Source organism: Sporosarcina sp. AD_1 (genome assembly GCF_057373025.1).
Genome location: NZ_JBPVIR010000015.1, coordinates 22,534 through 37,315, shown reverse-complemented (window position 1 = coordinate 37,315; position 14,782 = coordinate 22,534). Strand labels below are relative to the sequence as shown.

General features: G+C 39.5%; 17 protein-coding genes. 13 read left to right on the top strand and 4 right to left on the bottom strand.

Annotation, left to right across the window (positions count from 1 at the left end):
- The first annotated feature begins 195 nt into the window (after positions 1-195).
- From ACSW3C_RS19540 to ACSW3C_RS19510, 7 genes are all read left to right on the top strand, one after another.
- On the top strand, positions 196-858 hold the full coding sequence (locus ACSW3C_RS19540; protein WP_486564720.1) for a Type 1 glutamine amidotransferase-like domain-containing protein: 663 nt from the start codon (positions 196-198) through the stop codon (positions 856-858).
- 178 nt (positions 859-1,036) lie between these two features.
- On the top strand, positions 1,037-1,312 hold the full coding sequence (locus tag ACSW3C_RS19535; RefSeq protein ID WP_486564718.1) for a hypothetical protein: 276 nt from the start codon (positions 1,037-1,039) through the stop codon (positions 1,310-1,312).
- A 100-nt stretch (positions 1,313-1,412) separates the two neighbouring features.
- Positions 1,413-2,669 carry a GNAT family N-acetyltransferase gene (locus ACSW3C_RS19530; protein ID WP_486564716.1) on the top strand — a complete coding sequence of 419 codons (1,257 nt, stop codon included), beginning with the start codon at positions 1,413-1,415 and terminating at the stop codon, positions 2,667-2,669.
- A 48-nt stretch (positions 2,670-2,717) separates the two neighbouring features.
- Entirely contained in the window at positions 2,718-3,584 is an 867-nt protein-coding gene (locus ACSW3C_RS19525; protein WP_486564714.1) for a GNAT family N-acetyltransferase, read from the top strand.
- Positions 3,585-3,809: 225 nt separating this feature from the next.
- Positions 3,810-4,166 carry a VOC family protein gene (locus tag ACSW3C_RS19520; RefSeq protein ID WP_486564712.1) on the top strand — a complete coding sequence of 119 codons (357 nt, stop codon included), beginning with the start codon at positions 3,810-3,812 and terminating at the stop codon, positions 4,164-4,166.
- A gap of 84 nt (positions 4,167-4,250) precedes the next feature.
- Positions 4,251-4,649 carry a VOC family protein gene (locus tag ACSW3C_RS19515; RefSeq protein ID WP_486564710.1) on the top strand — a complete coding sequence of 133 codons (399 nt, stop codon included), beginning with the start codon at positions 4,251-4,253 and terminating at the stop codon, positions 4,647-4,649.
- 260 nt (positions 4,650-4,909) lie between these two features.
- A complete protein-coding gene (locus ACSW3C_RS19510) occupies positions 4,910-5,863 on the top strand; it encodes a calcium/sodium antiporter (RefSeq protein WP_486564708.1) in 954 nt (317 codons plus the stop codon).
- Between the two features lie 77 nt (positions 5,864-5,940).
- Here the strand turns inward: ACSW3C_RS19510 and ACSW3C_RS19505 are convergent, their stop codons facing one another.
- Positions 5,941-6,900 carry an arsenic resistance protein gene (locus ACSW3C_RS19505; RefSeq protein WP_486564706.1) on the bottom strand — a complete coding sequence of 320 codons (960 nt, stop codon included), beginning with the start codon at positions 6,898-6,900 and terminating at the stop codon, positions 5,941-5,943.
- A 165-nt stretch (positions 6,901-7,065) separates the two neighbouring features.
- Complete coding sequence (locus ACSW3C_RS19500) at positions 7,066-7,389, bottom strand: hypothetical protein (protein ID WP_486564704.1); 324 nt, start codon at positions 7,387-7,389, stop codon at positions 7,066-7,068.
- An 821-nt stretch (positions 7,390-8,210) separates the two neighbouring features.
- Here ACSW3C_RS19500 and ACSW3C_RS19495 point away from each other — a divergent pair.
- From ACSW3C_RS19495 to ACSW3C_RS19475, 5 genes are all read left to right on the top strand, one after another.
- Positions 8,211-8,609 (top strand): cytidine deaminase, encoded by a 399-nt coding sequence (locus ACSW3C_RS19495; RefSeq protein WP_486564702.1) that lies wholly within the window; start codon positions 8,211-8,213, stop codon positions 8,607-8,609.
- A 228-nt stretch (positions 8,610-8,837) separates the two neighbouring features.
- The gene (locus ACSW3C_RS19490) at positions 8,838-10,004 is read left to right on the top strand and encodes a YhgE/Pip domain-containing protein (protein WP_486564700.1); all 1,167 of its coding nucleotides are present in this window, start codon (positions 8,838-8,840) and stop codon (positions 10,002-10,004) included.
- Positions 10,005-10,070: 66 nt separating this feature from the next.
- On the top strand, positions 10,071-10,610 hold the full coding sequence (locus ACSW3C_RS19485; RefSeq protein ID WP_486564698.1) for a PadR family transcriptional regulator: 540 nt from the start codon (positions 10,071-10,073) through the stop codon (positions 10,608-10,610).
- Between the two features lie 365 nt (positions 10,611-10,975).
- Positions 10,976-11,959, top strand: a complete 984-nt coding sequence (locus tag ACSW3C_RS19480; RefSeq protein ID WP_486564696.1) for a phosphotransferase enzyme family protein — start codon at positions 10,976-10,978, stop codon at positions 11,957-11,959.
- A 151-nt stretch (positions 11,960-12,110) separates the two neighbouring features.
- Positions 12,111-12,335 carry a hypothetical protein gene (locus ACSW3C_RS19475; protein ID WP_486564694.1) on the top strand — a complete coding sequence of 75 codons (225 nt, stop codon included), beginning with the start codon at positions 12,111-12,113 and terminating at the stop codon, positions 12,333-12,335.
- Positions 12,336-12,392: 57 nt separating this feature from the next.
- Here the strand turns inward: ACSW3C_RS19475 and ACSW3C_RS19470 are convergent, their stop codons facing one another.
- A complete protein-coding gene (locus ACSW3C_RS19470; RefSeq protein ID WP_486564692.1) occupies positions 12,393-13,367 on the bottom strand; it encodes a glycine-rich domain-containing protein in 975 nt (324 codons plus the stop codon).
- Between the two features lie 92 nt (positions 13,368-13,459).
- Positions 13,460-13,822 carry a VOC family protein gene (locus ACSW3C_RS19465; RefSeq protein WP_486564690.1) on the bottom strand — a complete coding sequence of 121 codons (363 nt, stop codon included), beginning with the start codon at positions 13,820-13,822 and terminating at the stop codon, positions 13,460-13,462.
- 338 nt (positions 13,823-14,160) lie between these two features.
- Between ACSW3C_RS19465 and ACSW3C_RS19460 the strand changes: the two genes are divergently transcribed.
- Positions 14,161-14,643: a hypothetical protein gene (locus tag ACSW3C_RS19460; RefSeq protein ID WP_486564688.1), complete on the top strand. Its 483-nt coding sequence runs from the start codon at positions 14,161-14,163 to the stop codon at positions 14,641-14,643.
- The last annotated feature ends 139 nt before the right edge of the window (positions 14,644-14,782 follow it).

Here is a 14,782-nt window from a genome sequence, read left to right as displayed (position 1 = left end):
AGCCGGTTCTTTGCCAAAAGAATCGGCTTTTTAAATGTTGAATGTAAAAGAATAGAGAACATGCATTGACTATCTTTCAACTGTTATGAAAATTGGATTATCTGCTATAATTATGCCAAGTCTGTTGCATTCATAGCTAGAGGACAGAGAGAGGCATATCATTATCGTCTGGTTTATTTAATCGTGGAGGTACATATGAAAACTCATTTCTATTTAGGCTGGTTCACTACATTCTTTCCTCAGAAATTGAGCAGGGCATTACAGAAGGATATTACCGATAGAAAATCGGTAGTTATGATTAGCTCCAACCCTTCTTTTTATGAAGAGGGTGGTGCTACTGAACGTTCGTGGTTGGATAAGGCTGGTATTGTGTTTGAGGAGTATTATTTAATTAACTATCGCGTACAGAAAGAAGAAGCCCAAAGGTTGATTCAACAGGCTTCAGTCATTTTCTTGTTGGGAGGAAGCACCATTAACCTTAACCGCTTTTTAGTGGAATATGAATTATCTGAGAGGATTAGAAACAGCAGGGCCGTCGTATTAGGGGCGAGCGCAGGCGCAATCAACATGTCTGCCAAATGGCTATGCTCAAAAAAACTAGGCTATGACGTTGAAAAAAGTTCTGTTTACAACGGTATCGGGCTTAACAATTTTTCTATCCTGTCTCATTTTGATCTCGAAAATAACATGGAGCTTGTTCAAAATGAACTGTCTCCCCTGTCAGACGAGATGAATGTTTTTGCGTCAAACAAAGATTGTGCTGTTCGAGTGAAGGGGGATCAGATCGATATCTTTGGCAATGTTTATTTAATCTCTCGCGGTACTATATTCAAAATAGAAGAAACTACAAAATTTTGATGGATGGCTAGGAGGTTCTTAAGTTAATTTTATCATTATGTTTGTTTGCTTATTAGGCTATGCGAAAGGAGAAGGCCGAAAGAAAGAAATTGTATAGTGTAGCAAAACTACATTTACTTAAATAATATTCGTACTGTTTGAGTGGAGGCAGTTTATTTCAAAAAGGAGGGAATGGACAGTGGGAAGGAAGTATAGCACGTTTTCCATCATTCTTATTGTAATTGGGATATTTATTGCGTATATGATTTTTCCGCCTATTAATATTACTTTTGGAAAGTGGTCTATGATTGCTATACCCATTGGATTTGCTATCTATTTAACAGGCATAACACTTGGAATTCTCGCATTCATCAAGAAGGAAAAAGGGTTTATTAAATATCTATCGTTAATTTCTATTTCGCTTGGTGTCTTATTTGTTATATTCCTAGCGTATATATTCGGAGGAGAAATCTAAGTAAAGTTGAATATTATGCTATTAATATATGTGGAGATTTAATTATATTGCACTTAGATTGATTTAACAATATTCATGAAAAAATGAATGGGGGATTTGCTTGATTCGTTTATTAACGGAAAATGATGTTTCACAGGCTGCTTCATTAATTGCAATGGCCTATCCAGGAATGCAACTTTCCACTTTAGAAGCTCAAAATGCTTTTATGGAAAGGCTGCGAGTAGAGATGGAAGCTGACAACAACCTGAAGTATTTTGGTTTATTTGCTGAAAAGAATGAGCTGCTAGGTCTATACAAGCTTCATGAATTAAAGGCAAACGTGAATGGAAGGATGATGCGTACATGGGGCATTGGTACGGTAGCGGTCCACTTTTTTCATAAAAAAGAAGGGGTAGCGAAACAGTTGCTGCAGCATTTTCACGAGCTTGCGAGACAAGAGGATGTGGGGATTGTCTCGCTGTATCCTTTTAATACTTCCTTCTATCAAAAGATGGGCTATGGGTATGGTCCCACTCGTTATCAATATAAGTTCAAGCCCGCTAGTTTTCCAAGCAGCGGCGATCGAAAAAAAGTTGTCCAGTTAACGAATGCCAATGAGGATGAAATGGTCGCTATCTACAATAAATTTGTTACGATGCATCACGGCATGATAGAAAGGACTTGGCATGAACGGAATCAAATCAAAAAAAGCCTTTCGTATTATGCTGGAGTGTACGAGGCAAATGAGTTAGTCGGTGCCATGGCTTATACGTTACAACCTGTGAAGGATAGTCATTTTCTTCATCATGAAATGAATATTATTGAATGGGTATGGACAAAACCGAGCGCTTTTCTTGATATGTGTGCATGGATTCATTCCCAGCAAGATCAAGTAGACCGCGTAGTAGTGCGGACGCATGATGAATCACTCATTTATCAGTTAGATGACCCTCGAAACGACAGCAATCGTCTCATTCCAAGTGTGTACCATGAAATAGGATCGGTTGGCTCGGGGCTGATGTACAGAATGACGTCAATCACTTCATTTGTGCAAGAGACCAATTTTCGTTCGCTCGATCGCCCGGATTGCCCTGTAACAGTTACTTTATTGGTTCAGGATTCTTTTATTCCCGAGCAAAACGGCTTTCACCATCTAACATTCAACGAAGATACTTGGAGAATGGATAAATCGGCGGATTCTAAGGGAAATGCTGACCTGTCTATAGCGGTTTCAGATTTAAGTTCCTGGTGGATGGGCTGTGTCAGCTTGGAACAGCTTGTTCAATATGGAAAAGTGGAAGTGAATCATTGGTCAGCAAAGCAGTTAGATCGATGGTTTATGCCTAGCACAAAGCCTGTTTGCTTAACTTCGTTTTAGTCGGCTCTATCAAAGTTACATATTTTATTAATAAATGAGGGAATGCCAATGGATAGTACGTATAAATTGATGTCTTCGCTGAGCTTTGAGGAAGCGCATGTTCTCTTTAATCGTGGATTTGAAGGTTATTTGATGCCAATGAATTTATCTCTCGATACATTCATCGGTCGTTTTGGGAATGATGGTTTATCTCCCGCATTATCTATCGTGGCATTTGACGGGCATAAACCGATTGGCTTTGTGCTTCAAGGGATACGAGAAGTGGATGGTCAAAAGATTTCCTGGAATGGCGGGACGGGTATCATTCCTGAATACAGAGGCAAGAAGCTGGGCTTCGCTTTGATGGAGGAAGCGGAAAAAGTTCTTGGAGAGCAGCATGTTTCAGTAGCGACGTTAGAGGCACTTTCAGAAAATAAGGTAGCCATCTCTTTATATGAAAAGTGTGGATACAACGTAGTGGATGAGTTACTGTTTTTACGTGCAAACGGAATCTTAGAAGCTCGGCTGCCCGATCTTGAAGGCTATGAACTGCAAAGGATTCCGGCGGTTCAATCGATTGGATCTGATTTGTTTCCAAGCATTGTCCCTTGGCAAACGGATGCGAGTAACACACCAAAAGCAGGCGGGGAAGTTGTATTGATAACAAAAAATGACGAAGTACAGGCAGCTTGTTTAATTCGGAAAAAATATGTGTTTGGCAAGGATACGGAAAGCATCACTCTCTTTCAAGTAAAAGAAAATGGGAATGAAGATGCTCTTACTAAACTTCTTGCGCATGCATTGGAATATGACCGTCCGATTACACGTGCAACGTATAACTTCCTAAAAGGAAATGGACGCGTAATTTACTTCTTACTTTCATCAGGGTTTGAAATTACTCCCGTATCTCAAGTTTTCATGGTGAAAAACATGTAAGTATTGATGTTATGGATGGCATATCCAAGTTTTTAGATCAATTGATAAATTAATTTGTAAAACAGTTAGAAAATCACCTCGACAATTTTTCTTGTGTGGTGATTTTTTCTTTGATTCAAATAAATATATTGATTGCCTTTCTGTTCATTGTACGCAGACCAACAAAGCAGTATAGTTGGAAGAGAAGTTAAATACTGAAAATTAATACAGAGGGAGCGATCTGCGATGATTAAAGGATTCGGAGGAGTATTTTGGAGAACTAAAAATGTGGAGGCTGTAAAGAAGTGGTACAGTGAAGTGTTAAAGCTAGACATAGCCGAATGGAATGGGACTGTAATTAAATCCGAAACAGGAAATGAGACTGTATTTTCACTATTTAAAGAAAATGATACCTATTTTCCAGCAGATCAGCAAGTTATGTTGAATTTTCAAGTTCATGATATGAATGAAACCATTAAGCATCTGGAGCATGTTGGTGTCCCTCTTGTAAAACAAGAAGATAGCAGTGATTTTGGAAAGTTCATTTGGATTCAGGATCCGGAAGGCCGCTTGATCGAGCTTTGGGAGAAAAAGGGCTTGTAAATAAGGGAGTTAAGTCACTGTCAATATCTTGCGTTACAGCAACAAAAAGCATCTATGCAGCGGCATGGAATTGGGGGGATCCAAATGATTTTTGAAATGACTATGCAGGTTAGAGTTTCTAACATGAAGGAAGGACAAGAGTGGTATCGAACATTGCTTAATAGGGAACCAGATTTTGTTCCCCATCGTGGATTTGCGGAGTGGGAAATCATTCCTGGCTGTTGGTTGCAGGTGGCAGAAGGAGTTCCAGCGTTGGGAAATGGCCCCTTGCGCTTAGGAGTTCGTAATATTGAAGCTGAACGGGTTCGACTTGTAGAACAGCTGCAAATTGATGGCTTTGAAATTTTCTCAAGATCTGAAGTATCAGCTAAATGGTGTACTTTCTCAGACCCTTGGGGCAATCAAATCGGATTTTTTGAGTACTTGGATAAGAAAGAGGAGCAAGAAAGGATTGCTTCCATAGTAGGTTATGAAGAGAAGTAAGACAGTATATAGAGAGAGCTTCAAATGTTTTGAAGTTCTCTTTATCGAATTATCATGAATGACAATCATTCATAAATAGTAGATAAAATAACAATAACAATCAGATACTTGATATACTGAAGCAGTATATTGATACGTTTTCTTGTATTGAGAAATGGTTCGTACGTTATCCGATGTTAGCTAATTGTCATACTGGGGTACGTATGTAAGTGATCAGAAATCATTAGGGAAAATTCAAATCGCTTGGGGGAAAACAACCTATGGCCTATATTTTATTACTTGTTGGATTCGTGCTGTTAATAAAAGGAGCTAGTTATTTTGTTGACGGATCCTCTAATATTGCAAGGCTGCTTCAGGTTCCGCCTATATTGATCGGATTAACGATTGTAGCTTTTGGGACAAGTTCTCCTGAAGCGACAGTCAGTATTCTGGCGGCTCTCGAGGGAAGTGCAGATGTTGCCGTGGGAAATGTCGTCGGTAGCAATATTTTCAACATCACTCTTGTTGTCGGTTTGACTGCTTTTCTGTATCCGTTAAAAGTGGAAGCGGAAACCATAAAAAAAGAAATCCCATTTACGTTACTTGCAAGTGTGGCTTTGCTTATTCTAATGAGTGATGTTGCATTGCAAGGGTTTAGCGAAAATATGATTACACGAAGTGACGGCTTCATCTTCCTTCTGTTTCTTTGTATTTTTGTATACTATATTATTGAGGTTGGTCTTAAAAGCAGGAAAAACGCAGTGAATGAACGTGCCCCTGAAAATATTAGCTGGGGTAAAAATATTTTCATTACGCTAATAGGTCTAGCAGCGATCATTTTCGGTGGAGATTTAGTTGTAAACAATGGTACGAAAATCGCCTACGCCCTCGGCATGAGTGAAACACTGGTTGGTCTTACTATTATTGCTGTTGGTACTTCTCTTCCTGAACTTGTTACGTCCATTTCAGCAGCATTGAAGAAGGAGAGTGAAATTGCGCTCGGGAATATTGTAGGAAGCAATATTTTTAACATCTTATTTGTACTGGGTGCATCGGCTGTCATCTCGCCATTACAAGTAAATGACAAGGTGTTTATGGATGTTATATTAATGATTGCCCTGACTGTTATTTTATTGATTTTCTCAAGGACCGGTTATAAAGTCGGTAAGCGGGAAGGAATGGTGCTTGCCATGGTCTACATTATTTATTTAGCGTATATAATAGTTCGAAATTAGTGGATATCGTTAGCAATACGCCAAAAACGGATTCGAAAGCCAATGACCTTTCGAATCCGTCTTTTTTTTGCCGCGAATTAAGTCTTCTCCAAAGAGGCATTGAAAGAAATCCCTTTCAGTACCTGTGTAATGATTGCCAGAAGTGGCAGTTCTAATAGGGGACCGATTACTAGCGTTAATGCAATGAGCGGCTCGTTTGGGAAGGCGGTCATCGCGATGGCCAGGGCAATGGGGGAGTTTCTTGCTAATGTCGTAAAGCTTAAGCTAATCTGATCTGATGCCGGGAACTTCATGAGCCAGCCCGCTTTTTGACTTACGAAAAAGTTGATCAGAAAGAACAGCAGGAAAGGCACGGTGATTTGCCACATTACGTCTAAGTTAGCGAATAGTAATTGGCCTTGCGAAGCAAACATCGCCATGATAGCGAGGGCGAGGAACAGGATCGGCCACGTGCTGAGACGAGAGAGGAGTTTTTGACCGACTGATTTTTTCTTCCAGGCTTGTTGTGTAAGAAAAGCTAAAACGAAAGGTACGACTAAAACGAGTAACACACTTTCCGCGAGAAACTTTGGTTCTATTACTCCAGTCGTTCCACGGAAAATAAGAAGGTAGATCGGCAGCAGAATGACTTGTAAAAGTAAGTTTAGCGGCAGGATTGCCGTCGAGACAGCCACATTTCCTTTCGCCATTCCAGTGAAAATTAAGTACCAGTCAGTGCAAGGGGTCACCATGAGCATAATGAATCCAATGAAAAGTGCAGGTTGATCACTCAAAAAGACGAAAGCGAGCAGCCAGGCCAGGATCGGTGTCCAAACAAAGTTAATGAAAACTGATGTATAGGTGAATTTTAGGTTCTTAAAAGCTATCTTTAATTGTTCCATTGGAATTTGGATGAATGTCAAATACAGCATACCGATTAGTAAAGGAACAATAACATATCCCGCATTAGCACTGATAAGATTCATCTGGCCAATCCCTACACCAATCAAAACAGCAGCAAAAATGAGTAGTGTATATAATTTTTCAATTAAGTTCATGTTATTTCACAGCCTATTCCTCTTTTAACGTGTATCCTCTCTCATTATCCATACAAAGGAGAGATTTTGCAAAGCTGGCTGAGCAAGAAGTTTGGAAAAATAGTATGGTGAACGTCATGCTGGATTGTGTATTATTCCAATAGTTTCAGAGTGTGAAGCATTAAGTCAAAACGAGTTCCATGTTCTTCGGTAGCTTCTAGAAAAAGTGTTTCGGTTACTAAAAAAGTTCCATTTGCCATCAGAGAGAATCAGTACTGTCTTCACTTCGCTATTCCAATCTTGACCAGCGACATGATGAAGACGGAATCCATCGAACGGAGTAGTGATGGGTTCCGCTATATCCGATACTATGAATTCATCCTGCCAAGTGGCGGTGACCTCTTTCTTCAACTCTTCTGGAACTCGGTTAGTCACATGTTCGACTCGAAGGCTCACTTCCGGCATTCTCTGAGACATTTCATCTTTTTCATTTCGGAGTGGCTTAATCACATCCAAACCGTCCTGACGGTTGCACTATAGCTCGATTGATCGATGTAGATGACAAATGAACGGTTCAATCCCCTCATGGCGTTTCAACAGCACTATCTCCTCAGTTCCTTCGATAGGAAGTGACATCTCAATTTCGGGATTATACCGTGGTTTGTCTTTATCTATCGTCAGGTCCTTCGTATCTGACGGCCAGAGGATTAAAGTTGCCAAAGGGATCACCAAGATTACAAACAGCCACCCCCAAAATAGTTTGGTTAGCATGCTGGTATTCCTCCTGACTCGTATTTAAGCTGTTATCGTCTTCAAGCAACAGGAACGTCTCCACGGTCAGATTACTTTCTAATATCCACTAAAAACGTATTGATTTAAAAAGAAGGTGAATTTACAGGATAGACGGGAGACAGATTATCATATGAAGATTCATTTGTTATTGCTCAAAAACTCAATGGGAAATCTTGAAGAGGCAATCATTCCAGTGAAGTGAGGGTGAAGGAGCACATGCACATGCACAGGCGATACGATATTTGTGTAAAGCAGGCTGGATCTAAGTTTTTTCGATTTTACTTTTTTACATGCGAAGTTATTGAAGGCAAAGTCCTTTAGTTAAAGATAATATAAAATGGTAATGCCTTCCATAGTCTGGACTTTTAATTATCCGTTATGTAAATCACTGAATGAAGTTAAGATCAATTCGAATAACTGCCTAAAAAATTATTGTTGACGAATATTTCAAACTACTATAAGATTGAAGTCCTGCCAACAAGTTGTTGGCGTCTAGGGGACTTTTAATAAGTTCATTCTTATTTTGGAGGATGGAACAGATGAAGAAAGAGCAGTTAATGGATAGTGCGCGTAAAATCAAGTCAGCAGCGTATGTACCTTATTCCAAGTTTCCGGTAGGGGCGGCACTATTGTTGAATGATGGTACTGTCATTAATGGTGTAAATGTGGAGAATGTCTCGTTTGGAGCTACGAATTGTGCTGAGCGGACTGCTATCTTTACCGCAGTCGCAAATGGTTACGGTAAAGGTGACATTCAAGCGATTGCAGTTGCAGGGGAAACAGAAGATTTTCTACCGCCATGCAGTATTTGCAGACAAGTGATGGCCGAGTTCTGTTCACCTGACATGCCTGTCTATTTGACGAATGAAAAGAATGATATCCTGGAATTAACGCTTCGTGAACTTCTGCCGTATGCCTTTACGGATTTAGAAATGTAAATGAAGTTATTTTATTTGATTTAACCACTATAGCCATTCTATTGAACAAATCTTGTTCTTTGGAATGGCTTTTTACATGATCTCATATTCATAAAACGGACATAAAATAATGGCAAATTGAAACTCGTATAATTTTTTTATTTGCAAACAGCGAACAAATTTTATACAATTTCCTACATAGTTTAATTAGAGTACTTTAATTAAACCAGAAGAGAAAGGAAGTATAACATGAAGTTCACACAGTTTTTAAAGAGTAAAGGTGCCACTTCCTCAATCTTTATGGGGATTTTCTATGCGGTATGTATGTTGGGGATTTTTCTGCCGGGTTACACTTCGATTCCTAAAAATATTGACCAATTGTCGATTGCGATTGTCAATGATGATGCAGGACAAATTGGTGAGCAAATTGAAGAGAGTCTGGCTGGTCAACTGCCGTTTAAAACGATCAAAACAAATCTTTCTAATAAAGAAGCTATGAAGAAGCTGGAAGATAATGATCTGGCTTTGGTGATCCATATACCTTCAACATTTTCAAATGATTTACAAAGTAATTCGGGCCCTTCCAGCATCGATTTTACACTAAATGAAGCAAGTGCCACCGTTGTTTCTTCTACAATGAATCAAGTTATTTCCCAAATTAATTCGCAATTGCAGGAGCAATTTTCACAGCAGACGGCAGAAGGGGTTCTTATGAATCTTAACGTGCCTAAGGAGCAGGCGGAGGAATTGGCGACTAAAATTGAAAAGAGCTACGTCGGTCATGTCGTAACAATCAATGATGTACCGGACGGCATGCACAATAATATGCTGCCTATGTTTTTAACGATGGCGTTGTATGTCGGCGCGATGATTGCCGCCATGCAATTGGTAGGTACATTTAGGGCGAACCGCGGCAAAACGACCAAAACACGGCTGTTTATCTATGTCCAATTGACGGCAATCCTTGTTGGCATGATGGCAGGTCTCGTTTCTGCTGGGATTGCAGTGGGCATCAATAATCTAAGCGTTGATCAATTTATGCAAATTTGGGGACAACAAATCTTGAACTATTGGGTATGCTTCAACTTCACAGCCATTGTTGTGTTTTTAATTGGTGAAGCAGGGATGGTCTTGAATATTCCAATCCTATTAGTCCAGACGATTGCAAACGGCGCGACGATCTCTCGGGATATGATGTATGCGCCATATGAGTGGGCAAGCCATATCACCCCAATGTATTATTCAGTGCAGGCCTATTTTGCGAATCTCTTCGGCAGCACAAGTGCAAGTCCCTATCTAATCGGTTTAGCTATAGTAGGCCTTGCCGCAATGCTCTTGAATATCGTGATTGTTTGGCTTCTACACAAGCCGGTCGAACTAGCGGAAAATCAGGAAGCGGAAACGGCGATTGGATAATCTTTGCTGAAGGAAATACTTAGTTTTGTTACAATAAAACTACTATTTGCCTAAGGAGCTGAAGCAATGGCAGTTCAAATTTTCATCCTGACGCAGTTGATGGAGGAAGATACGTATCCATACAAACTAAAAAAGCAGTTAGCAGATTTGCAGCCGTTGGAAAAGATAAATGGTTTGACAGAAAGCAAGCTCTATTACCATTTTGAATCGCTGGCAAAGCAAGGTTTGATTGAAACGAAAGAAATTATCAAAGAAGAGCATCGACCAGACAAACAAGTATTCTGCATTACGGAAAAAGGGCGAGAAATACTGCCCAAAAAGATCTATAAGCTTTTTGAAAGTGCCGAAGACATCGGGGACATGGTGATCGGGTTAGCTAATATGAAATATGTCGATCGTGAAAAAGTCATCGGTCTATTAGAAAAAAAGATAGACAAGATTCATAAATCGCGCGAGCAGCTTTCCCAAATAGATGCATCACATTTAATAGGGCCAGAGCATAAGGTATTTGCCGAGTTTGTGGATGATTATGCAAACTATAAAATATCCTCTAATCTCTCATTTTTAGAGCGATTGATTAAGCATATCGAGAAAGAAGAAATTTGAGGAAAGCTATTGCTTTTTGATTAACTAAAATGGTATAATTTTCTTAACTACATCGAAGGGAGTGAGTTTGTGCAATGACTAATTTAATGAAGATCACCTTAAAAATTACATGTCGTGCCTCTCACTCTTACGGCTTTACTAGGTAGCTTTTTTGACTGCGAGTCAAACTGCTTATAGTACAGAACAGAATCTGAGCTACAAGGTAATTTTATCTACCTTGTGGCTTTTTTCTATTTTTCTGGTCTTATAAGAGTGAGGCAAATGTAATTCCGGGTGATCCTTCTCAATAACTTGGAGGTAAATGAATGGAATAACGCTAGTCTGCTTGTACACAAAGACCAAAAAGAAAATGGGGAGTGTCTGTTATGTTGAAATTAAAATATTTATTCAATCAAGTGGATTTGGCAGAAATGCTAGTGAGGTATTGGGAATATGATGAATCATCACTTGAGATGTTCAAGTATTATCGTGTTTCCTCCAATGCAATATATCCATTTCAGAAAGATGGATTAACACAGTTGTTGCGTTTCTCTCCAAGATCAGAGAAGCTTCGTGAGAATTTACTCGCTGAACTAGAGTTTATTGCGTACTTGAAAGCTCAGAAGTATGGTGTGTTGGAAGCGGTTGTTTCGAAAGAGGGGGAGAAGCTGGTAGAAGTAAATACGCCTTGGGGCGAGTATTTCGCTTCTGTATTTGCTCGGGTACCTGGAGTGCAGATCGGAGAAACCGATTTAGACGCTGGAATCGTATTTAAGTATGGGGAAGCATTAGGTTTGCTCCATCAGCTGTCCAGCAAGTTTACGCCTACTGTCAGTAATCGCTGGTCGTATAGTGACGTATTGGATTGGGTACAAACGATACTTATGGAGTATCCAAATGAAACGGCGGCTTTAGCGGAAACGGAAAATTTGCGGGCTTTTTTTGACTCAATCCCTGAAGAACCAAGCAATTATGGGCTGATTCATTATGATTTTGAATTTGATAATGTTTTTTATGATAAACAGAGTGATTCCTGCTTTGCCATCGACTTTGATGACTCTATGTATCATTGGTATATAATGGATGTCGTGCAAGCGATGGATAGTTTGGAGGACTGCATCCCCCCCGAACTGCTTCAAGAGAAAAAACAATACTTTCTAGATGGCTACCAATCACAATTTGACATGTCAAATGACGCATTTGACTTGATACCAGCTTGTAAACGATTTGCTAATTTATACAGTTATGCTCGTCTTTTGCGATCTACTGAAGAAGAGTGGGAACACGAACCAAAATGGATGGTGGAATTGAGACAGAGACTTATTGGGGCTTTGAAAAATGCTTCCATGAATTTCGGGAAAGATTTATAAGAAAGCCGCAATAGCGAGTAAAGATGACCTCAGTAAGTTTGAGGTCATCTTCATTAGATAAAAGCTATATATTTTACTAAGGCATCTAATTGATTTTAATGGTAAGCTGGAACAAAGGAAAATATAAGCATCGATAGAAAGAGAGCGTAATATGAGTAAACTTACATTATTGTTTAGGCAGGATAACAAGATTAGCAAGAAATTGATACTTCTGCTGTTCTGCCTGTGCTTTGGAACTTACAAGCTATTTTCTCAAGAGACGGGCCAAGTATTATCTATTATGTTAAGTGTATTTTTCTACTTGGCAGCTATTTTGCTTGCGAGAGATATCATTTTGCAGATCAAAGCCAATCGCCAACGAAATGCTGCAAAGTGATTACCAGGTGCTTGCTTAATAAAGTAAGCACCTGGTTTGTTTGATGTACCGTTATATTTATGATGAACAGCCACTGCACGAGCTACAAGAGCTGCAGGAACTGCAACCGCTGCCGGAGTGGGTGGATTGGGTTGTTGCATCGGAGCCAGATTGATATTCATTCACGTCACTAGCCAGATCATACCAATTCTCATTCTGCTCCTTGTCTTGATCGGCACTGCCTGCGTAGCCAATACCATCTCCATTATACCCGTCATGCTTGCTCTTTCGCTCTTCGATTTCAATTGCGCCATATGTCCCAACCCCGAAGAGAGCCGCTCCATACCAATAGCCTTCAGGTTGCTGAACCCGTTGCGTAAGTTTATCGTCTTTTCTCTCCATGAGATCCTCTGCAAATGCGAGAAATGCATCCATTGTCTCAAGCGTAGGAGCCGCTGTACGATGTTTGCCAAACTCCGATTTTAATTGTGTTGATTGGTACCTAATTTGTTGGATCCATCTTTCATGCTCTTCTCGTTCCTGTAAAAAATTACCCCATAAATGGGAATAATCTGAGATGGGGAAAAAGGAAAGATACAGAATATCGAACCATGCGCGTTCCGCCGGCAAGTGTTTCGGCTGGCCATGCGGATGATGTTCAATTCGCTCACCAATAAATTCAGTACAGAACTTTTGATATAAAGTGTCTTCTTCAAGAAATAGATGCCATATGTCATCAACCTTTTGGGAGAACATGGGCAATCCTTTTGAAAAGCTGGCTAGCAGCAAAAACTTCTTTAATTCGTACCAGCGTGCCTGGATTTCATATGGGGGCAAGCTGCCATCTTGTATACGGTATCGTTCATTCACAACCTTTTCTATTTCATTAGTCCATGCTTGATTAAATTGCTTGAAAAGTTGTTTAGTCGCCTCGTCAGCCCAGATTGGCGGGCTCAACTTTGGTGAACGCCTTGGCCGTTTCAACCGATTCGATTTCATTATTAAGGCGTAAATGAGGAACACGACAGCAACTGTTAGCATCCATCCGCCCATTTCATCAACTCCTTCTATATTCTTCCGTTTTAGCTATCCCTTGGTGGGGGTTCAAAGTGGGACTCCATTCCGTTACCCTGTGATTTTATAGATCATAACTCGATGAAGCTGATCAAATTTCCATTTACATCTGTCATATCAAATCGTTTTGGTTCCCCCTTGCGCAACGGTGAGACAGTCACGCCCTTAGCAAGCAATCGACTTCGCGCATCCTCCAAATCACGTACAACATAATTGAATGGTGTGTAATTTGAAATAGGTTTGAAGCCGGGGGTCTGGACAAGGTGAAACCCGCAATTCGGTGCAATGACAAGACCACACATTCTTTCATTTTTCCAACGCAATGCAAAGCCGAACACATTCTGATACCATGCCAATGATTCCTCTAGATCTCTCACGGGAAGAAAGACAGCATCTATTCGATCAACCCATTGTTGTTCCTCTTGTTCGTTCACGTTCAACATCCCCTTCCGATATGTTTCCTATGTAGTTCTACTCAGAGTCCGGTTCTCCTCTTTTTGACTATTAATAAAGTATGTTTCTATACATATTGAAAAATAATAAGTAATACACTTGCCAGTTCTTTGTCTTAAACTCAAGAGGAATAAAATGGTTATTATTAATTTACGAGCTTTACTATGAGCAAAAACTGGAACGAATAGTGATTAGAAATAAACCCTTTTTTCAGAGCTTCTTCTTATCTGACGGTAACCCAAATGCTCGTTTTTAAATGTAAAATTACTGTGACGCCAACATAAGGTATGATAAGAAACAAAGAAAGGATCTGTTACTAGTGAAAAAAATTACGTATGTAATATTTGCAACTGGAATTTTATTGTTATTAGCTATATTCATTTATCAGAACTTCATATATTATAGAATCCCTTTTAATCCTATCAAGGAGTACGCATCTGAATCTCTAGTTGACTTCCGTCTGACTAAAAATCTCTCCGGTGGAGAAACAGTAAGCGTAAAGAGTCAACAATCCAGCACTTGCAACTTAATTTTAGATTACTTTAGTGAGTTGAAATTAATACCTTTAAAGGAGCAAGATGCACAGAGAATGCTCCGTAAGAAAGAAAATGATACCTATTTAACCGGAATGTTAACGTTTAATAATAGTGGAGAGATATTATTATCTGACATATTTTTAGATACCCCTAACATTCTATATATTGGTTCTTCTATAACTGGGTTCAAAAAAGGATACTATAAAGTAATGGATTCAGAGATAAATTATAATTATCTCTACGATTTAATTAGAGATACAGAATAAAGATTTTATGTTGAGGTATGAATGGCACACTTTAAGTTAGAGTTTTACTTACGCAGCTAGTTGGCTGGTGTGAAGACGGTTTGGGCCGGCTCATGCCAGTCAATTTTTGTTGGTTCCATTTTTAGTCGGTCAAATTTTG